This is a genomic window from Acuticoccus kalidii, assembly GCF_021556395.1.
GTDB classification, from domain to species: Bacteria; Pseudomonadota; Alphaproteobacteria; order Rhizobiales; family Amorphaceae; genus Acuticoccus; species Acuticoccus kalidii.
The window spans coordinates 125,804-144,387 of record NZ_JAKGCS010000010.1; the positions used below are offsets into that span (position 1 = coordinate 125,804).

The 18,584-nt window shown below is 67.0% G+C and carries 18 protein-coding genes; 12 read left to right on the forward strand and 6 right to left on the reverse strand.

From position 1 onward, the window contains the following. Positions 1-129: 129 nt before the first annotated feature. Both L1787_RS06575 and L1787_RS06580 read left to right on the forward strand, forming a co-directional pair. Positions 130-879: an IclR family transcriptional regulator gene (locus tag L1787_RS06575; protein WP_235707889.1), complete on the forward strand. Its 750-nt coding sequence runs from the start codon at positions 130-132 to the stop codon at positions 877-879. After that, the gene (locus tag L1787_RS06580; RefSeq protein WP_235707890.1) at positions 879-1,292 is read left to right on the forward strand and encodes a PaaI family thioesterase; all 414 of its coding nucleotides are present in this window, start codon (positions 879-881) and stop codon (positions 1,290-1,292) included. Before L1787_RS06575 ends, L1787_RS06580 begins: the two co-directional genes overlap by 1 nt. Positions 1,293-1,296: 4 nt before the next feature. Here the strand turns inward: L1787_RS06580 and L1787_RS06585 are convergent, their stop codons facing one another. Further along, positions 1,297-3,387 carry a 3-hydroxyacyl-CoA dehydrogenase NAD-binding domain-containing protein gene (locus L1787_RS06585; protein WP_369415063.1) on the reverse strand — a complete coding sequence of 697 codons (2,091 nt, stop codon included), beginning with the start codon at positions 3,385-3,387 and terminating at the stop codon, positions 1,297-1,299. A 430-nt stretch (positions 3,388-3,817) separates the two neighbouring features. On the opposite strand from L1787_RS06585, the gene L1787_RS06590 reads away from it, so the two are divergent. The 4 genes from L1787_RS06590 (at position 3,818) to L1787_RS06605 (ending at position 8,753) form a co-directional block, all read left to right on the forward strand. After that, positions 3,818-4,843, forward strand: coding sequence for a LacI family DNA-binding transcriptional regulator (locus tag L1787_RS06590; protein WP_235707892.1), 1,026 nt, complete (start codon positions 3,818-3,820; stop codon positions 4,841-4,843). A 98-nt stretch (positions 4,844-4,941) separates the two neighbouring features. Continuing rightward, positions 4,942-6,318 carry a M20 family metallopeptidase gene (locus L1787_RS06595; protein ID WP_235707893.1) on the forward strand — a complete coding sequence of 459 codons (1,377 nt, stop codon included), beginning with the start codon at positions 4,942-4,944 and terminating at the stop codon, positions 6,316-6,318. A 133-nt stretch (positions 6,319-6,451) separates the two neighbouring features. Next, a complete protein-coding gene (locus L1787_RS06600) occupies positions 6,452-7,204 on the forward strand; it encodes an enoyl-CoA hydratase/isomerase family protein (RefSeq protein ID WP_235707894.1) in 753 nt (250 codons plus the stop codon). 4 nt (positions 7,205-7,208) lie between these two features. Beyond that, positions 7,209-8,753 (forward strand): AMP-binding protein, encoded by a 1,545-nt coding sequence (locus L1787_RS06605; RefSeq protein ID WP_235707895.1) that lies wholly within the window; start codon positions 7,209-7,211, stop codon positions 8,751-8,753. A 36-nt stretch (positions 8,754-8,789) separates the two neighbouring features. On the opposite strand, the gene L1787_RS06610 is transcribed toward L1787_RS06605, so the two are convergent. Continuing rightward, complete coding sequence (locus L1787_RS06610) at positions 8,790-10,127, reverse strand: Nramp family divalent metal transporter (RefSeq protein WP_235707897.1); 1,338 nt, start codon at positions 10,125-10,127, stop codon at positions 8,790-8,792. A 169-nt stretch (positions 10,128-10,296) separates the two neighbouring features. Further along, positions 10,297-11,118 carry an alpha/beta fold hydrolase gene (locus tag L1787_RS06615; protein ID WP_235707898.1) on the reverse strand — a complete coding sequence of 274 codons (822 nt, stop codon included), beginning with the start codon at positions 11,116-11,118 and terminating at the stop codon, positions 10,297-10,299. 172 nt (positions 11,119-11,290) lie between these two features. Here L1787_RS06615 and L1787_RS06620 point away from each other — a divergent pair, with 172 nt between their 5' ends. From L1787_RS06620 to trpS, 3 genes are all read left to right on the forward strand, one after another. Beyond that, entirely contained in the window at positions 11,291-11,785 is a 495-nt protein-coding gene (locus L1787_RS06620; RefSeq protein WP_235707899.1) for a MarR family winged helix-turn-helix transcriptional regulator, read from the forward strand. Positions 11,786-11,956: 171 nt separating this feature from the next. After that, positions 11,957-12,355, forward strand: coding sequence for a DoxX family protein (locus L1787_RS06625; protein WP_235707905.1), 399 nt, complete (start codon positions 11,957-11,959; stop codon positions 12,353-12,355). Between the two features lie 222 nt (positions 12,356-12,577). Beyond that, positions 12,578-13,618: a tryptophan--tRNA ligase gene (trpS, locus tag L1787_RS06630; protein WP_235707906.1), complete on the forward strand. Its 1,041-nt coding sequence runs from the start codon at positions 12,578-12,580 to the stop codon at positions 13,616-13,618. Between the two features lie 5 nt (positions 13,619-13,623). Here trpS and L1787_RS06635 read toward each other — a convergent pair whose 3' ends face one another. The 3 genes from L1787_RS06635 to L1787_RS06645 are packed head-to-tail and all read right to left on the reverse strand — an operon-like array spanning position 13,624 to position 16,327. After that, positions 13,624-14,139 (reverse strand): 2'-5' RNA ligase family protein, encoded by a 516-nt coding sequence (locus L1787_RS06635; RefSeq protein WP_235707907.1) that lies wholly within the window; start codon positions 14,137-14,139, stop codon positions 13,624-13,626. Positions 14,140-14,164: 25 nt separating this feature from the next. Beyond that, entirely contained in the window at positions 14,165-15,376 is a 1,212-nt protein-coding gene (locus L1787_RS06640; RefSeq protein ID WP_235707908.1) for a CaiB/BaiF CoA transferase family protein, read from the reverse strand. Between the two features lie 6 nt (positions 15,377-15,382). Next, on the reverse strand, positions 15,383-16,327 hold the full coding sequence (locus L1787_RS06645) for a hydroxymethylglutaryl-CoA lyase (RefSeq protein WP_369415064.1): 945 nt from the start codon (positions 16,325-16,327) through the stop codon (positions 15,383-15,385). A 115-nt stretch (positions 16,328-16,442) separates the two neighbouring features. On the opposite strand from L1787_RS06645, the gene L1787_RS06650 reads away from it, so the two are divergent. The 3 genes from L1787_RS06650 to L1787_RS06660 all read left to right on the forward strand — a co-directional run bounded on the left by L1787_RS06650 (position 16,443) and on the right by L1787_RS06660 (position 18,584). Beyond that, positions 16,443-17,120, forward strand: a complete 678-nt coding sequence (locus L1787_RS06650) for a GntR family transcriptional regulator (protein WP_235708035.1) — start codon at positions 16,443-16,445, stop codon at positions 17,118-17,120. A 64-nt stretch (positions 17,121-17,184) separates the two neighbouring features. Further along, the gene (locus L1787_RS06655; protein ID WP_235707909.1) at positions 17,185-18,162 is read left to right on the forward strand and encodes a Bug family tripartite tricarboxylate transporter substrate binding protein; all 978 of its coding nucleotides are present in this window, start codon (positions 17,185-17,187) and stop codon (positions 18,160-18,162) included. Next, a complete protein-coding gene (locus tag L1787_RS06660; RefSeq protein WP_235707910.1) occupies positions 18,159-18,584 on the forward strand; it encodes a tripartite tricarboxylate transporter TctB family protein in 426 nt (141 codons plus the stop codon). Before L1787_RS06655 ends, L1787_RS06660 begins: the two co-directional genes overlap by 4 nt.

An 18,584-nucleotide genomic window follows, 5' to 3' on the forward strand; every position in this document is an offset into this window, starting at 1 on the left:
GCGAATTGCGGCATAATTGGAGACCGCGCCGATCGGTAATCGGGGTTCGACGGCGAGGAAGGAGACCTGGTGACGACGCCTCCAGATGAGCGTTCCGATCTAGCGGACGACCGAAATTTCGTATCTGCCGTGGCCCGTGGTCTGGACGTCCTGCGTGCCTTCCGGCCGCGCGAATCCTCACTCACCAACAACGAGATCGCGATGCGCACGGGGCTGCCGAAACCGACGGTTTCGCGCCTCACCTACACCCTGTGCCGCCTCGGCTATCTTGTCTTGATGGAGAGCACCGGCACCTACCGGCTCGGTCCGGGCGTGCTCGAGCTCGGCTATGGCGTCCTCGCCGGGATCGACATCAACACCCGCGCGATGGACGAGATGCGCGCCCTTTGCAGCGGGCCCTCGCAACACGTCTCGGCGGGCCTTGCCGAGCGGCACGAGTTCCGCGCCGTCTTGGTGTCGATCCAGCGCAGCGACAACACGTTGTCCTTGTCGATGAATGTCGGATCGAGCCTGCCGCTCTTCCACTCGGCGGTCGGGCGGGCGATCCTTGTCGGCATGTCGGACGCGGAACGCCAGGAAACGGTCGACCGCGCCAACATCGCCCGCCCCGGCGAGGCCGAGGCGATCGAACGCAGCGTGGATATGGCATTCGAGGATTATGAACGGTTTGGCTATTGTACGTCTTTCGGTGATTTCGTGCCGGAAATGAACGCGATCGCGGTCCCCGTCCTGTCGCTGAACGGCAATCGGGTCTACGGCCTCAACGTCAACGCACCGGCCTTCGTCCTGTCGGCGGCCGCGCTCAAGGACGCCTATGGCGAGCGGCTCGTGGAGGCCGGGCGGGCGCTCGGTCCCGCGCGGGACGCGGATCGTCGCTGATGGATTATCATCTCGACCCCGCGCTCCAGGAGCCGCATTACGCGCTGCAGACCCATCTCGGCTTCAAGATGGTCGCCTGGGAAAAGCACTTCGCCGCCTTCGAGCTCCCGCTCGCCCCGTTCCTGATGAACCGTTACGGGATCCCCCATGGCGGGATCTACGCGACGATGCTCGACACCGCGATGGGCTATGCCGGTTGCTATACCGGCTCACCCGAGGAGGTGCAGCTCGCGATGACGCTGTCGCTCACCACCAATTTCGTCGGCCGTCCGGTCGGCGAGCGTCTCGTCATCGAGGCGCGGCAGATCGGCGGCGGACGCAGCACCTTCTTCACCGAGGGAACGGTGAAGGACGAGACGGGCGTGCTCGTCGCGACCGGCAGCGGCACGTTCCGCTACCGCGCGCGCAAATAGCGCGTCAGTCCGCGTTCAGCGCGGCGAAGGTGCCGCCCTCCGCCGCGAGCCGTTCGAGGAGCGGCGGCACCGTCCAGAAATAGGCATCCTGCGCGGCATAGGTTTTGATCCGCTCCACGAGGGCGGCCGCGCCGATCGTATCGGCATAGAACATCGGCCCGCCGCGATGGCGCGGAAAGCCGTATCCGAACAGGAAGACGGCATCGATATCGACCGGCCGCAACGCGATCCCCTCGTCGAGGACGCGGGCGCCTTCCGAGATCATCGCCGTCAGATAGCGGTCGACGATCTCCTCCGCGCTGAATGTGCGGGGGACGATCCCGGCCTTCTGGCGCTCCTGCGCGATGATCGCGGCGACATCGGGGTTCGGCCGCGGAGTCGGCCCATCATAGACATAATAGCCCTTGCCGGTCTTGCGGCCGAACCAGCCGGCCTCGCAGATCCGGTCGGCGATCGGGATATAACGCTCGTCGGCCGGGCGCGTCGCGGCGAGCCGCTTGCGGGAGGCCCAGGCGATGTCGAGGCCCGCGAGATCGCCGACCTTGAACGGACCCATCGCGAGCCCGAACCCTTCGAGCGCGTCGTCGATCGCCTCCGGGCTCGCCCCGTCCATCACGAGATAGTCGCCCACCTTGCGGTAGTGGGACATGATCCGGTTGCCGATGAACCCGTCGCAGACGCCCGCCCGCACCGCGATCTTGCCGAGGCGCTTGGCAAGAGCGAACCCCGTCGCGACGACGTCCGCCGTCGTCTTCTGCGCGACCACCACCTCGAGGAGGCGCATGATGTGGGCGGGGGAGAAGAAATGGAGGCCGATCACGTCGCCCGGCCTTTCGGTCGCGGCGGCGATCGTATCGATGTCGAGATAGGACGTGTTGGTGGCGAGCACTGCGCCCGGCTTCATCACCCGGTCGAGCGCGCCGAAGATCTCCGTCTTGACGGCCATGTCCTCGAACACCGCCTCGATCACGAGATCGGCGCCCGCGAGATCGGCGAGGTCCGTGGTGGTCTTGAGCGAGGTGGTGAGGATGTCCGTCCGGCGTGCCTCGGAGAGCTTGCCGCGCTTCACCGCGCCGTCGAGATTTTTCGCGATCGCCGCACGGCCCTTCTCCAGGCTCTCCCCGTCGCGTTCGGCGAGGGTGACGGGAAAGCCGGCGAGGAGGGCGGCCGTCGTGATGCCGGAGCCCATCGTGCCGCCGCCGATGACGGCGAGCGCCTCGAGGACACGGGGCGGAGTGCCCTTTTCGGGGATCTTGTCGACCGCGCGCTCGGCGAAGAAGGCGTGAACGAGGGCGGCGCGCTGCGGGCTCGCCTGACATTCGAGGAAGATCGCGCGCTCGGCGGCAATCCCGTCCTCGATCGGCAGCGTACTCGCCGCGACCGCCTCGACGCACTTTTGCGGGGCGAAGTGGTGCGGCGAAGTCTTGCGGAGTGTGTCGGTCGCCGCGGCGATCGCGTCGGGATCGGGCGTCACGGTCAACTGGCCGATCCGGCGGGTGGCGAGATTGCCGGAAAGGACCGCGGTCGCCGACGAGATGGCGACATCGCGGGGCGTGCCCGAGGCGATCTCGTCGATGAGTCCGAGGGTGAGGGCGTCGTGCGCGCCGATACGCTTTCCGGTCGTGATGAGGTCGAGCGCGGACGTGATGCCGGTCACGCGCGGGGCGCGCTGTGTTCCGCCGCCACCCGGAATGAGGCCGAGCGTGACCTCGGGAAAGCCGACGATCGTGCCGTCGAGCGCGACGCGGGCATGGCAGGCGAGCGCGATCTCGAGGCCGCCGCCGAGCGTCGTGCCGTGAATCACGGCAACGATCGGCGTCGCGGCGTTCTCCAGCGTCCGGCACACGTCGATGGTGAAGGGCGGCACCGGCGGCTTGCCGAACTCGCGGATATCGGCGCCCGCGATGAAGGTGCGGCCCTCCGCATAGAGGGCGACGACCTCGACCTCGCGGTCGGCGTCGAGGGCTTCGATGGCCTCGGTGAGAGCGGCGCGAACCGCGTGAGAGAGCGCGTTCACCGGCGGATTGTCGACGGCCACGAGAGCGATATTGCCCAGTTTTTCGACGGTGACGACCTGTCCCTTTCGCTGTGCCATCGCGCGCATGTCTCCTTCACATTGGGTGCCTCACGGGGGCGCCATTTTCGCTTGTAGGACAGTCAGAGCCGGTCGAACCAGGGGCCACCGATCGCTGTGCCCCAACCCCGGTGCGCCGGTCGCCATAGAGATCGCCTCTGCCGATCGGCCCGTGATGCGAGGACGTATCATGATGATGTGCCGCAGCGACTTGCCGAGACGCGGCGACAGGCGGGCCAGCATCATAAAATGATGGTGCGACGTTAGGTGCTAAAAGCTCGAATATAGCAACGATGAATCGATAAAGCAGTGTGTTTATGTCGAGCGATTTGGCTCGAATGCGTGACTTCGCGCGCCGGCAAGCTATGTGCCAATAGGAAATATACTCGATCTCGCCGCCGACTTATGGTGAAATGAAGGCGAATTCGTCCTCGATCAAAGGATGCGGGTTTTGCGCCGTAAGCGCGTCGGCATCAAAGACATTGCACGCATCGCCAAGCTCTCGCCGGCGGCGGTCTCCTATGCGTTGAACGGAACCGGACGGCTCGATTCGGAGACGCGCAAGCGGGTCATCGCGATCGCGAACGAACTCGGCTACCGTGCCAATATCAACGCACGGCACCTGCGCGGCAAAACCTCCGGCCTGCTCGCCGTTGCCGCATCGGTCCGGCGTGGTCAGTCGGCGACCCATTCCGGCATGGATTATATCATGTCGATCTGGCAGTCGGCGGCCGCCGCGGCGCTGGAGCGTGGTTATATGCTGTTGCTGCTGCCGCTCGGCATCGGCGCGGACGAGCTTTCCTCCGTTCCCCTCGATGGCGGGATCGTCATTGATCCAATCGTGCGCGATCCGCTGATCGACGATTTCAACGCCCTCGAGCTGCCCGTCGTCACGATCGGGCAGGACGTGTCGCGCGCCGCCGCGGACACCTGGTGGGTCGACAACGACCATGCGGCGCTGACCCGCCTCGTTCTCGAGCATCTCACCGACAAAGGGGCGGAGCGGATAGGCGCGATCCTCACCTCGTCGACCTATGCCTATTCCGACACGGCGCGCGAGGTCTATGAGCGGTGGGGCGCGGAGCGGGGCATGTCGCTCAATTACGTGACGATCGACGAGACGCCGACCGAATCGGCCGGATACAACGCCGCATTGAAGATGCTCACCACGCGGCCCGGCGCGCCCGACGCGATCTATGCCCTGATCGACCGGTTCGCGGTTGGAACGATGTTCGCGGCGGCGGCGGTCGGTTACGTCGTCCCGCGGGATCTGATGATCGTCTCCGGCAATGACGGTGTGGCGACGCGCTCCTCGACCGTGCCGATCACCGCCGCCAATCTCGGAACCGAGGCGCTCGGCCGCAACGCCGTCAGCATGTTGATCGACCGGGTGGAGGGCACCCCGACGCGCCAGCACGTCGTCGTCCCGAGCCATCTCGAAATCCGCCGTTCGACGGAGCCGTCCGGCCGAAGCTGACGACCGGCGGGCAGGCTTGCAGTCGCCGCGGCTTTCGCCGACCCTCTCGCAAACGAAAAGACGAGACGTGTCGACACGGGCGACGCGGAGGGGGAACGATGAGCCGCGACGCCGCCATTCGGAAGGCCGCCGAGACATACCGATCCGGCGCCTTCGAGGCCCTGCTCGCCCGCCGCGTGGCGATGCGCACCGAAAGCCGCCGCGCCGACCGGGCGGACGCGATCGCCGCCTATCTCGCGGAAGAGATGGCGCCGAGCCTCGAAGCGCTCGGCTTCACCACCGAAACCGTGACCGGCGGCGGCTCCCATCCGTTCCTGATCGCCGAGCGGATCGAGGATCCGGCGGCGCTCACCGTCCTCAATTACGCCCATGGCGATGTCGTCAACGGGCTCGACGGAGACTGGACGGGCGACTTGTCGCCCTGGGCGGTGACGACGGTCGGCGATCGCTGGTATGGCCGCGGCGTCGCCGACAATAAGGGCCAGCACACGATCAATTTCGAGGCGATGCGCGCGGTGATCGAAACGCGCGGCCGCCTCGGCTTCAACGCCAAGGTCCTCGTCGACATGGGGGAGGAGATCGGCTGTCCGGGCCTTCGCGATGTCGCGCTCGCCCATCGCGACCGACTCGCGGCCGATCTTCTCGTCGCCTCCGACGGGCCGCGTTTCGCAGCCGACCGGCCGACCCTCTTCATGGGATCGCGCGCCGCGATCGACATCATCCTCGAGATCGATGCGCGCGAGGGGGCGCACCATTCGGGCAATTGGGGCGGACTGTTGTCCAATCCGGGGATCCAGATGGCCCATGCGCTCGCCGCGATCGTCGGGCCCACGGGGCAGATCAAAGTGCCGGGCTGGACGCCGGACGGGCTGAAGCCGTCGATCAAGGCGGCGCTCTCGGGCCTCTCCATCGCGACCGCGCCGAACGAGCCGTCGATCGATCCCGCATGGGGCGAGCCCGGCCTTTCGCCGGCTGAGCAGGTCTATGGCTGGTGTTCGTTCGAGGTTCTCGCCTTCCTGACGGGCGATCCCGCCGCTCCCGTCAGCGCTATTCCGCCCCGCGCGATGGCGCATTGCCAGCTCCGTTTCACGGCCGATATCGAGCCGGACAGCGTTCTTCCGGCCCTGCGCGCCCATCTCGACGCGGCCGGCTTTCCCTTCGTCTCCGCCCGTCCCGGCAAGACCTTCGGCCGGGCGACGCGGCTCGATCCGGATGATCCGTGGGTGGTGAAGGTCGCCGCCTCGGTCGAGGCGACGACGGGCGCGCCGCCGGTCATCCTGCCCAATTTCGGCGGAACGCTTCCGAACGACGTGTTCGCCGAGATCATCGGCATGCCGACGATCTGGATCCCGCATTCCTATCCCGGTTGCTCGCAACACGCGGTGGACGAGCATATTCCGGTCGCCATCGTGGAGGAGGGCCTTCGCATCATGGCGGGGGTCTATTGGGATCTCGGTGAGATGGCGCGGCCCTGACCGGAGGCGCCCGCTGCAAAGCCGGCTTGAAGCGGGAGGGCGAGTTTGATCTGTTGGAGCGATCGCGGCGGCCGCCGAGCGCCGCCGGCACGAACGATCGCGGAGGGTCGATCCCATCACCGATAGCATTCAAATGTCCGCCGACGAGGGCGTCGCCACCATCGTCCTCAACCGTCCGGACCGGATGAACGCCTGGGACACGCCGATGCGCGCCGCGTTCGTCACGGCGCTGACCGAAGCGGGTGCCGATCCCGAGATCCGCGCGATCATCATCACCGGCGCGGGGGATCGCGCTTTCTGCGCGGGGCAGGATCTCAACGAGGCGACCAACTTCGAGGCCGACGGCGCCGACGCCTGGATCGAGGACTTCCACACCCTTTATCGAACCGTCCGATCGCTCGAAAAGCCGGTGATCGCCGCGCTCAACGGCGTCGCCGCCGGCTCTGCCTTCCAGTTCGCGCTGCTGACCGACATTCGCGTCGGCCATCCGGGCGTGCGGCTCGGCCAGCCGGAGATCAATTCCGGCATCGCGAGCATTACCGGACCTTGGATCATGCGGGAGGTTCTCGGCCTGTCGCGCACCATCGAGCTGACCCTCACCGGCCGCCTGATAAACGCCGAGGAGGCGCTCGCGATCGGCGTTCTCCATCATGTCGTGCCGCAAGGGGAGGTGATGGCGAAGAGCCGGGCGCTCGCGATCGAGCTCGGCGCGAAGCCGCCCGGCGCGATGGCGCTGATCAAGCGCCGCTTCTTCGAGGTGCTGGAGCCCGGCCTCCTCGACGCGGTCGAGGCGGCCAAGCGCTATCATCACGAATCCTTTTCGAGCGGTGAGCCGCAAGCCGTGACGCGCGCGTTCCTGACGACGCGCGGCGGCGTCAAATCCTGATCCGATGACCGCCGATATCGTGCGTGAGGCGACTTCCGCGCCCTTCGCTGCGACGGTCGCCGCCGTCCTCGCCGACGCCGAGGCGCGCGAGGGGGCGCGGACCATTCTCGTCGCAGACGGGCGCAAGATCTCGGTCGCGGCCCTCGCGGCCGAGGCGCGTGCCGTCGCCGCCGACCTCGCGGCGATGGGGATCGCGCCGGGCGATCCCGTCATCACGATGCTCGGCAATGGGCCGAACCACGTCGCGCTCTTTCTCGGCATCGCGCTCGCCGGCGCACTCTGGGTGCCGCTGAACCCGGAGGCGCGCGGCCCCTCGCTCGCCCATTCGCTCGCGACCGCCCGCCCGGTCCTCGCCTTCGCGGCGGAACAAGCCGCCGCCGCGCTCACCGAGGCCGGCTATGAAGGACGCACCGAAATCGCCGACGGGTGGACCGGGCCGGCACGCGCCGCACCGCAGGTCGCGCCCCACTCGGCCGCCTCGCCGGACGATGTGCGGGCGATCCTCTTCACCTCCGGCACGACCGGGCCGCCGAAAGGCGTGATGGTGACGGAGCGGATGCTCCTCGCCTCCGCCGCCGGCACACAGATCGCGTCCGACTGCGAGGCGGGCGACGTCTTCCTCATGTGGGAGCCGCTCCACCATATTGGCGGCTCGCAGCTCGTCGTGATGGCGCTGCTTCATGGGGCGAAGCTCGTGATGGTGCCGCGCTTTTCCGCGAGCCGCTTCTGGGGCGATGTCCGCGCCCATGGCGTCACCAAGCTCCATTATCTCGGCGGGATCCTCGAGATCCTGCTCAAGGCCGCGCCGAAGGCGGACGATCGCGAGCATCCCGTTCACATCGCCTTCGGCGGGGGCTGCCGCTCGGAGGTCTGGCGCACGTTCGAGGCGCGCTTCGCCATCCCGATCCGCGAGGTCTACGGCATGACCGAGGCCTCGAGCTTCACGACGATCAACCGCAACGGCACCGTCGGCTCCGTCGGCACGCCGCTCCCCTGGTTCGAGGTGACATTGCGGGACGAGGCCGGCGCACCCGTCGCGCCAAAGGAGGCGGGGGAGTTCACCGTCACCGCGAGCCATCCGGGCCTGTTGACGCCCGGCTATCTCGGCGCGCCGGAGGCGACGGGGCGGCTCTTGCGCGATGGTCGCCTCCACACCGGCGACCTCGGACGGCGCGATGCGGCGGGGAACTATTTTTTCATCGGCCGCGTCACCGATTCGCTGCGGCGGCGGGGGGAGAATGTCTCGGCCTGGGAGGTCGAGACGGCGCTCGTCGCCCATCCCGATATCGCCGAGAGCGCCGTCGTCGGCGTCCCGGCCTCGATCGGTGAGCACGATATTCTCTGCTTCGTCATGCTCGCGGAAGGGGCGCGGTTCGATGCCGAGGCCCTGACCGCCTGGTGCCGCACGGCGATGCCGCCGCACCATGTGCCGCGTTACTGGAAATCGGTGGAGGATTTCGCCCGCACGCCGAGCCAGCGCATCCGGCGCGATCAGCTCGACCGCTCGCTCGATGGCGCTGTCGACACCGCCCCCGCGCGCGATCGATAGGGCGGAGCACCGAGGGGGCGGCCCGCGTGCCGCCTCTCATATCGGCGCGCCCCGCCAGACCGAGACGAGAAGGTTGAGGTTGAGGCCGATGATCGCCACCGCGATGACGGCGCACACCGCCGTCAGCCAGCGCGGCGCGGTGAGGTCGCCCATCTTGGAGCGGTTCGCCGTGAAGAGGACCAGCGGCACGATCGCGAAGGGGAGCTGGAAGGACAGCACCACCTGGCTGAGAATGAGGAGCTTGCCGGCTTCGCTCGCCCCGTAGACGAGAATCACCCCGATCGCCGGGAGGATGGCGAGGAGGCGGGTGATCAGCCGCCGCAAAGCCGGGCTCACCTTCAGCGCGACGAAGCCCTCCATCACGATCTGACCCGACATCGTCGCTGTGACGGCCGCGTTGAGGCCCGAGCACAGCAGCGCGATGCCGAAGAGCGTCGGCGCGAGCGCCCCGCCGAGGAGGGGCGAGAGGAGGGCGTGCGCCTGGTCGATCTCCACGATCTCGGTGTTGCCGCTCGCGTGGAAGGTTGCGGCGGCGAGGATCAGGATCGAGGCATTGATCGCGAGCGCCAGCATCAGCGCGACGGTGGAGTCCCAGGTCGCGAGACGCAGCGCCTCGCCTTTGCCGGCGGGGTCGGCCCCATAGGCGCGCGTCTGCACGATGCCGGAATGGAGGTAGAGATTGTGCGGCATCACCGTCGCGCCGAGAATGCCGAGCGCGAGATAGAGCATCCCCGGATCGGTGACGATGTCGGTCGAGGGCGCGAAGCCGCGCACGACCCCGCCCCAATCGGGACGCGCCATGACGATCTGCACGAAAAAACAGAGCGCGATGACGGCGAGAAGAGTGATGACGAACCCTTCGATCCACCGAAATCCCCGCTTCTGGAGCCACAAAATCAGGAAAACGTCCACGCCGGTGACGAAGACGCCGATTTCGAGCGGCAGGCCGAAGAGGAGCTTGAGGCCGATCGCGGTGCCGATCACCTCGGCAAGGTCGGTTGCAATGATCGCGGCTTCGGCGAGGAGCCACAGGGGAATGACGAGGAGCGGCGAGAAGGCGTCCCGGCAGGCCTGCGCGAGGTCGCGCCCCGACCCGATCGCGAGCCGCGCGCACAACGCCTGAAGAAGGATCGCCATGATGTTCGACAACAGCGCGACGAAGAGGAGCCGATAGCCGTACTTCGCGCCGCCCGCCAGCGACGTCGCCCAATTGCCGGGGTCCATATAGCCGACGGCGACGAGATAGCCGGGGCCGATAAAGGCGAGAACGCGCCGCAAGGGTGAATGGCCGCCCGGAACGGCGATGGAGCGAAACACGTCGGAAAGCGACGGTTCGCTCCGCTCTTTGCGCCAACCGGCCGAAGGCGTGCTCATCGAACGTCTCGCAGGTTCATGAGACTGCGAATGAATTGCAAAAGAGACCGAGAATTTACGCCGATCCCGGCGCGGCGCAAGGGGAGCGCCGCGCCCGTTCCTTCACAGTACCGCGACCGGGCGGCCGGCACGCCATGCGGAGCGCCGGCCGTCTCGTCGGCTTACGCGGTCAGCCTTCGATGAAGGCCTTCACATCCGCGTTGAAGCGGTCCGGCATCGTTTCGGCGAGGCCGTGCGGCGCGCCTTCATAGATCTTCAGCGTCGCGTTCTTGACGATCTCGGCGCTGAGACGGGCCGATGCGTCGATCGGGACGATCTGGTCGTCGTCGCCATGGACGACGAGCGTCGGCACGTCGATCGCCTTGAGGTCGTCGGTATAGTCGACCTCGGAGAATTCGTGGATCGAGTCGTACTGACCTTTCACGCTGCCGATCATGCCCTGCCGCCAGAAATTGTGCCGGAGGCCCTCGCTCACCTCCGCCCCGTCACGGTTGAAGCCGTAAAAGGGGATCGTGATGTCGGTGTAGAGCTGCGCCCGGTTGGTGGCGACGCCCTTGCGCAGCCCGTCGAACACGTCGATCGGGGTGCCGTTCGGGTTGTCGGCGGTCTTCAGCATCAAAGGCGGGACGGCGCCGAGGAGGACGGCTTTCGCCACGCGGTCATTGCCGTGCCGGCCGATATAGCGCGTGACTTCGCCGCCACCCGTCGAATGGCCGACGAGAACGGCGTCGCGGAGGTCGAGATGCTCGATCAGCGCGGCGAGATCGTCGGCATAGGTGTCCATGTTGTTGTTGGTCCAGGGCTGGCTGGACCGGCCATGGCCGCGCCGATCGTGGGCGATGACGCGATACCCGTTGCTCCCGAAAAAGAGCATCTGCGCATCCCATGCGTCGGACGATAACGGCCATCCGTGGGAGAAGACGATCGGCTGGCCGCTGCCCCAATCCTTGTAGAAGAGTTTCGTCCCGTCGTCGGTGGTGAAGGTCGCCATGGTGCTCTCTCCTTTGGCGCTGGCATCCGGCGCGCGTCCGGTCCGGGTGCGATCGACCCAATTAAATCGTGCACGATCAAATCGTGTAGGAGACAATTATGATCCCGCCGCCTCATGTCAATCCATTGCGATTTAATCGCGTGCGATCTAAATGGTCGGCAGAGGTGGAACGATGGCATTCGACGGCCCAAAAACCGACGCATCCGACGAGGAATCGGCGCTCGGGGATCTTCTGTGTTTCTCGATCTATTCGGCCGAGCACGCGTTCAGTCAGCTCTACCGCCCGCTGCTGGCCGAGCTCGGGCTGACCTATCCGCAATATCTCGTGCTCCTCCTCCTGTGGCAGAGGGATGGCCGCACGGTCGGCGAACTCGGTCGCGCGCTGCGGCTCCAGTCGAACACGCTGACGCCGATGTTGAAGCGTCTCGAAAGTCTGGGGCTTATCGGCCGCCGCCGTGACCCGGCCGATGAGCGGGTCGTGCGCGTCGACCTCACGGAGGCGGGCCGTGCCTTGCGCGCGCGCTCGATCGATATTCCCGAATGCGTCGCCGCGGCGACCGGCCTTTCGGCCGATGAGCTTCGCTATGCGACCGATCTCGTCAATCGCCTGCGCGATCACGTGACGGCCTATGCCGTCGACCTCGATCGGCCCGAGGGATCGCGCTGATCGGGTCTTGGCAACACTCTTCGCTTTCTGCGACACAAAAGTGTGACCGCGCGGACCGATGAATTGTGCGGCCCGCCTTGAGGAAACCTTTGTCTCCGGCAATCGGCTGTGGGCATAGGGTGACGTTCGACACCGGCGACGTGCCGATTCTGGTTTGAAAGGAAATGCGTGATGGACTTCGTGCGGAACTGCGAGGGCCTGCTTCTATCCGTGCTACGGATCATGTCCGGCCTCCTGCTCTTGCAGCATGGGACGACCAAGATCCTCGATTTTCCGGTCGGACCGATGAACGCGGTCTCTCTCACGAGTTTGCCGGGCATCGCGGGGTTCTTCGAGCTGATCGGTGGAGCGCTTCTCGTGATCGGTCTCTTCACGCGGCCGACGGCCTTCATTCTGTCGGGCCTCACCGCCGTCGCTTATTTCATGGCCCATGCGGGCAACGGGTTTTATCCGCTCCTCAATGGTGGCGAGCTCGCGGTGCTCTACTGCTTCACCTTCCTCTATCTCGTCGCGGCGGGCCCCGGTCCGATCTCGCTCGACCGGGCGCTCGGCTCCGAGCCGGCGCGCTGATCGGTCGGCGGTCGAGATCCGCGCTTGTCAGAGGGCCGCGCTTGCGGCATCTAACGGACATGACCGGCTTCAATATCCCCCTGACGTTCGTCTGGTGGCGCTCCTTCTGAAGGAGCGGTGAGCCGTCTGTTGTCCACGAGCCTGCCGCCATGATCCGGCAGGCTCTGTCTTTTTCCCGACGAGACGATTGCGATCGTGGCGGCCTTTCCGAAGGAAAATGCCATGTCACAATCGCAAATCGCGTCCGCCCGGCCAGTGATCCTCACCGGCGACCGCACCACGGGGCCGCTTCATCTCGGCCATTATGCGGGCTCGCTCGCAAGCCGCCTCGCGCTGCAACACTCGCACCGCCAGTATCTGCTTCTGGCTGACGCGCAGGCGCTGACCGACAATGCCGACGATCCCACCCGCATCCGCCGCAACGTCCTCGAGGTCGCGTTCGACTATCTCGCCGTCGGAATCGATCCGGCGCTGACGACGATCTGCGTCCAGTCCCAGCTTCCGGCGCTCGCCGAGCTGACGCTCCTTTACATGAACTTCGTCACCGTCTCCCGGCTCGAGCGCAATCCCACCATCAAGGCGGAGATCGCGCAGCGCGGCTTCGAGCGGGACGTTCCGGCGGGGTTCCTATGCTATCCGGTCGCCCAGGCCGCCGACATCACCGCCTTCAAGGCGACGGTCGTCCCCGTCGGCGAGGATCAGGTGCCGCTGATCGAGCAGACCAACGAGATCGTCCGCCGCATCAACCGTCAGATCGGCCGCGAGGTGCTGCCCGAGGCGGCGGCGCGTCTGTCCGCCGTCGCGCGTCTTCCGGGCGTCGATGGACGGGCGAAGATGTCGAAATCGACCGGGAACTCGATCCCCTTGTCGGCAAGCGCCGACGAAATCCGCGCGGCGGTCGGGCGGATGTACACCGATCCCGGCCACTTGCGCGCCGCCGATCCCGGACGGGTGGAGGGCAATGTCGTCTTCACCTATCTCGACGCCTTCGCCCCGGACCGGGAGGACGTCGAGATGCTGAAGGCGCACTATCGTCGCGGCGGGCTCGGCGACATGACCGTGAAGCGCCGCCTCACCGACATTCTCGTCGCCTTCCTGGACCCGATCCGCGAGCGCCGGGCGCGCTATGCCGCCGATCCCGGCGAGGTGATGCGGGTACTCAAGGCGGGAACGGCGGCGGCGCGGACGGTGACACAGGCGACACTCGACGAGGTCCGCGCCGGCCTCGGCCTCGTTTTGGAGGCCGAGCCGGAGCCCGCCTGAGCGCGTCAGTCGGCGAGCGGGAAGGCGCCGAGGCGTGTCAGCCTCCCGTCCGCGAGCCGCTCGATCGCGATCGCCTCGACCGTTCCGCGGATCGGCCGAGGCAGCGCCTCCGCCGCGCTGATCGCGGCGCGTTCCGCGGCGTCCGTCATGGTGGTCGCGACCGTCATGTGAGCGGTGAAGGGAAGGCGCTCGGCGGCGGGCCGCGCCTCATAGAAGGCCTCGTGAAGCGCGGCGACGGACTCGCGTCCTTCCACGGCGTCGAGCAGCACCTTTCGCGTGCGGTCGCGCGGATCGGCCTCGACGTGGAAGCCGTCGAACGTCACCGCGAAACGCGATGTCTCCGCCGCGAGCTGCTCGGCGAGGGCGAGGAGAGGGGCGGGGCTCGCCTCCGCCACGCCGAAGACCAGCGTGATGTGCGGATCGACGAGGCGGGCCCGGTGCGGGTCGTGCGCGGCCCGCATGGCGTCGACCGCCGCCCGATCGGCGGCGGTGAAGCGCGGGTAGAGGAGGGCGAAGAGCACTGCCGCCTTTGCGCGCCGCGTGGCGCTAGGCCACCGCGTCCGGCGTCTTGAGGACGCCGAGCGCTTCGAGGGCTTCGATATCGGCCTCCGAATAGCCGTGTGCGGCGAGGACCGAACGGCCATCGACGCCGAGCTCGGGGGCGGGATGGCGCACCACGCAGGGGGTCTGGGAGAATTTGATCGGAAAGCCGAGCATCTTCACCATACCGCGGCCCGGATGCTCGACCTCGATCGCCATTTCCTGTGCGATCACCTGCGGATCGGCGAACACCTCGGCGACATTCAGCGCACGCCCGCACGGAACGCCGCCTTTGTTGAGCTTGTCGATCCAGTGATCGACCGTCTCGGTGACGAGGCGCTCATTGACGAGCGCGTCGATCTCGCGGCGGGCATGATAGCGCTTGTGGTTGGTGTCGTAGCGCGGATCATCGATCACCCATTCGATATCGATGATCTTGAGGAAACGGCGCAGGATCGTATCGTTCGACGGCGCCACGGCGACGGACCCGTCCGACGCGGTGAAGAGGCCGTAGGGCGACATGATCGGATGGTCGTTCCCGGTCCGCTTCGGGATCTCGTCGGTGACGAAATATTCGGCGGCGAGGTAGGCGAGGGTGGAGATCGCCCCGTTCACCATCGCCGCCTCGACGTGCTGGCCGACGCCGTTGAGATCGCGGGCCCGGAGCGCCGCGACGATGCCGAGCGCACAATAGACGCCGGCGAGGACGTCGGTGATCGGGGTCGCGTTGCGCAAGGGCTCCTCGCCCTCGCGGCCGTTGACGCTCATGAGGCCGCTCATCGCCTGGGCGATGAAGTCGAACGAGGGGCGGTCGACATACGGCCCCGTGGAGCCGTAGCCGTTGACGCTGGCCGAGACGAGGCGCGGATTGATCTGCGCGAGCCGTTCGGCCGAAAAGCCCATCTTGTCGAGCACGCCGGGGCGGAAATTCTCCACCATCACGTCGGCGGTCTCGAGCATGCGCGTCAGCGCCGCGCGGCCTTGTTCGCTGTAGAGATCGAGCGCGATCGAGCGCTTGTTGCGGTTGAAGGCGGCATAATACCAGGAGAAGCCGTCCTTCAACGTGCCTTGCACGCGGGTGGAATCGCCCTTGTGGGTCTCGATCTTGATGACGTCTGCGCCGAGATCGGCGAGCATCAAGGTGCAGAAGGGGCCAGACAGCACCCGCGTCAGGTCGACGACGGTGATGCCGTGAAGCGGCGCTTTGGGCTCGTTCATGTGGTCTTATCCGGCCGCGGTGCGGACGCTCTCCATGTCGTAGGTCTTGAGGCGCGGGCCGGCTTTCATGAGCTGTCCCGGCAAGCCGTGCTGGACCGCCCGCTCGGTGCGCTTGGCGACCTCGATGAGGGCTTCGAGATCGACCCCGGTGTCGATGCCGGTCTCTTCCAGCATGTAGACGAGGTCTTCGGTGCAGATATTGCCCGTCGCGTTCGGTGCGAAGGGGCAACCGCCGAGGCCGCCGAGCGAGGATTCGAAGCGCGTGATGCCCTCTTCGAGCCCGGCATAGACGCACACGAGGCCGACGCCGCGCGTGTTGTGGAAGTGAAGCGCCACCTCGGCGTCCGGCACCGCCTTCGCAAGGGCGCGGCAACGCTCTTTGACGAGGGTGGGGGTCGCCATCCCGGTCGTGTCGCCGAGCGAGATCGTCTCGATCCCGAGGTCACGATATTGGCGGGCGATATCGGTGATCGTGTCGACCGGGACGATGCCCTCGAACGGGCAGCCGAAGGCGGTCGCGATCGCCCCGTGCACCGGGATGCCGGCATCGGCGGCGATGCGCGCGACATCGGCGAAGCCGCGCAGCGATTCGGCGCGCGAGCGGTTGACGTTCTTGAGGTTGTGGCTCTCCGATGCGGACATGAAGACGACCATCGCGTCGACGCCCGCTTCGGCGGCGCGCTCGGCGCCCTTCGCATTCGGCACCAGCGCGGAGAGGAGGACGCCCGGCTGGCGCACCGCGGCGATCACCTCGGCCGCGTCCGCCATCTGCGGCACGGCACGGGGGGAGACGAACGAGGTCGCCTCGAAATGCTTCAGGCCGGCCGCGATCAGCGCCTTGGCGATCGCGATCTTTTCCTCGGTCGGCACGAAGACGGGCTCGGCCTGAAGACCGTCGCGCAGGCCGACTTCCACGATCTCGACGTGGCTCGGCATTGTCGGCTCTTCCACTGAACTCTCCCGAAAGTTTCTATTGTGCTGGTAGACCAAAACGGCATACCGTCCCCGCGCCGGGCACGTCAAACGAAACGATTATAAGCACGGCGGGGGAGGACCGGGGGTGACGATGCGCGAGGAGACGAGCGCCGCAGAGGAGGCGACTCGCCGCTTGAGAGGCGACGTTCTGTGTCTCACGCTCGCGCCGGGTGAGGCCGTCACCGAACGCTCGCTCGAGACCACCTATGGGGTCTCGCGAACCGTCGTCCGTCAAGCGCTCACCCAGATGATCTATGAAGGCCTCGTCCAGCGCACCCAGCGCGGCTATGTCGTCGCCCCGTTCGATTTCGACGAGCTGCGCGAACTCTTCGCCTATCGCGACGTCGTGGAGGAGGCGGGGGTTCGCCTGGCCTGCCAGCTCGCCGAGGTGAGCGAGCTCGACGCGATCCAGGCCGAGATCGACGCCGGCCTGCGCGAATTCACGCCCGAGGGGTGGATGGAGATCGGGCTCGATTTTCACGTCCGCGTCGCCGGCCTGTCGCGCAACCGCTTCCTGCAGGCCGCGGTCCAAGAGGTGACGACGCGCACCATCCGCGCCCGTTGGCTCGCCATCAGCGCCGGCAGCGGCAGCCAAGTCACCCATGACGAACACACCGAAATTCTGCGCCGCATCCGTCTCAAGGACGAAGATGGGGCGGCGGAAGCCGTTCGCGCCCATGCCCGCGAGGTGCATGAACAGGTGCGCACGGCCATCGAAGCGTCGCGCCGCTTTCTGGGGCGGCGCAGCGTCGTGGGGTCGTGCTCATGACCCCCGCCATCGACCTGACGGCCGGACACACGGCCGCTCGAGCAACTTGAGGGAGCTTTTGCCCATGAAACACCTACTTTCCGCCGCAGCGCTCGCCGCGCTCGCCGGCTTCGCGCTGCCGGGCGGCGTGACGAAGGCCGAGGCGGCCGAATGCATCGCTCCGGCCGATCCCGGCGGTGGCTGGGACTTCACCTGCCGCACGGTCGGCCGGCTCCTCACCGAAGAGGGCATTCTCGACGCCCCCGTCCAGGTGGTGAACATGCCCGGCGGCGTCGGCGCCGTCGCCTATGCGCGCGTCATGAACAGCGAGTCGGACAATCCCGATCTCGTCGTCGCGACCTCGACCGTCGGCATCACCCAGATCGCCCAGGGCAAATATCCCGCCGGAACCGACGCGATGCGCTGGCTCGCGATGCTCGGCGCCGATGTTGGCGTCGTCCTGGTTGCCGCCGATTCGCCCTACAACACCCTCGACGACCTCTTCGCGGCGATGAAGGAAAATGTCGGCTCGGTCGTGACGTCCGGCTCCACGGCGGCCGGCGGCTGGGACCATATCCGCCTCCTGATGCTCGCCCAGGCGGCCGGCATGGGGCCGGAGGAGTTCACCAAGATCCGCTGGGTCCAGTTCGACGGCGGCACGCCGGCGGTGACGCAGATGATGGGCGGTCAGACGCAGGTCGTCGTCACCGATCTCGGCGAGATCGCGGGCTTCGTGGAATCGGGCGACGTGAAGGTCCTCGCGGCCATGTCCGACGAGCCGATCCCCGCCTTCCCCGACCTTCCGACCGCGAAGTCGCAGGGCTATGACGTCACCGGCTACAACTGGCGCGGCTTCTATACCGGCGGCAAGGTGAGCGACGAGGCCTACGACAAGTGGGTGAGCAACCTCGAGACGCTGTTCAACAGCGAGGCCTGGAAAGAGGCGGCCGAGGCGAACGGTCTCATCCCGATCTGGCGCGGTGGCAAGGAGTTCAACGACTATGTCGTCGAGCAGGCGAGCCAGATGGAAGCGATTTCGCGGGAGATCGGGGTCATCAAATGAGTGATCGGATCGCTGGCCTTCTCTTTCTGGCCTTGTCGATCTGGTACGGCATGACCGCGGGCAACTATGAGGCTGGCTTCGGCGATCCTCTGGGGCCCGCGGCCTTTCCGCGGATATTGGCGGTCCCGGCGGCGCTTCTGTCGCTGGGGCTGATCCTGCGGCCGGACCCCGATCCGACCTGGTCGCGCGGCGTCATTCTCGGGCGTCAGGTTGCGACCATTGCCGTTCTCATCGCCTATGCGCTGCTTCTCGATCCGCTCGGCTTTCCGATCGCGACCTTCGCGGCGGTGCTGCTGCTCGCCAAGCTGATCGGTACGTCCTGGTTGAAGGCCGGCGCGGCCGCGATCATCATGGCGCCGCTGCTCTTCGTGCTGTTCGACGTGCTTCTCGGCCTGCCGCTGCCCCTCTCACCTTCGATCTGA

Excerpts from the sequence above, each read along its gene's own strand:
- L1787_RS06580 (WP_235707890.1), top strand. The coding sequence starts at position 879 with ATGGATTATCATCTCGACCCCGCGCTCCAGGAGCCGCATTACGCGCTG.
- L1787_RS06585 (WP_369415063.1), bottom strand. The coding sequence starts at position 3,387 with ATGGCACAGCGAAAGGGACAGGTCGTCACCGTCGAAAAACTGGGCAAT.
- L1787_RS06595 (WP_235707893.1), top strand. The coding sequence starts at position 4,942 with ATGAGCCGCGACGCCGCCATTCGGAAGGCCGCCGAGACATACCGATCC.
- L1787_RS06600 (WP_235707894.1), top strand. The coding sequence starts at position 6,452 with ATGTCCGCCGACGAGGGCGTCGCCACCATCGTCCTCAACCGTCCGGAC.
- L1787_RS06605 (WP_235707895.1), top strand. The coding sequence starts at position 7,209 with ATGACCGCCGATATCGTGCGTGAGGCGACTTCCGCGCCCTTCGCTGCG.
- L1787_RS06610 (WP_235707897.1), bottom strand. The coding sequence starts at position 10,127 with ATGAGCACGCCTTCGGCCGGTTGGCGCAAAGAGCGGAGCGAACCGTCG.
- L1787_RS06615 (WP_235707898.1), bottom strand. The coding sequence starts at position 11,118 with ATGGCGACCTTCACCACCGACGACGGGACGAAACTCTTCTACAAGGAT.
- L1787_RS06620 (WP_235707899.1), top strand. The coding sequence starts at position 11,291 with ATGGCATTCGACGGCCCAAAAACCGACGCATCCGACGAGGAATCGGCG.
- L1787_RS06625 (WP_235707905.1), top strand. The coding sequence starts at position 11,957 with ATGGACTTCGTGCGGAACTGCGAGGGCCTGCTTCTATCCGTGCTACGG.
- trpS (WP_235707906.1), top strand. The coding sequence starts at position 12,578 with ATGTCACAATCGCAAATCGCGTCCGCCCGGCCAGTGATCCTCACCGGC.
- L1787_RS06640 (WP_235707908.1), bottom strand. The coding sequence starts at position 15,376 with ATGAACGAGCCCAAAGCGCCGCTTCACGGCATCACCGTCGTCGACCTG.
- L1787_RS06650 (WP_235708035.1), top strand. The coding sequence starts at position 16,443 with ATGCGCGAGGAGACGAGCGCCGCAGAGGAGGCGACTCGCCGCTTGAGA.
- L1787_RS06655 (WP_235707909.1), top strand. The coding sequence starts at position 17,185 with ATGAAACACCTACTTTCCGCCGCAGCGCTCGCCGCGCTCGCCGGCTTC.
- L1787_RS06660 (WP_235707910.1), top strand. The coding sequence starts at position 18,159 with ATGAGTGATCGGATCGCTGGCCTTCTCTTTCTGGCCTTGTCGATCTGG.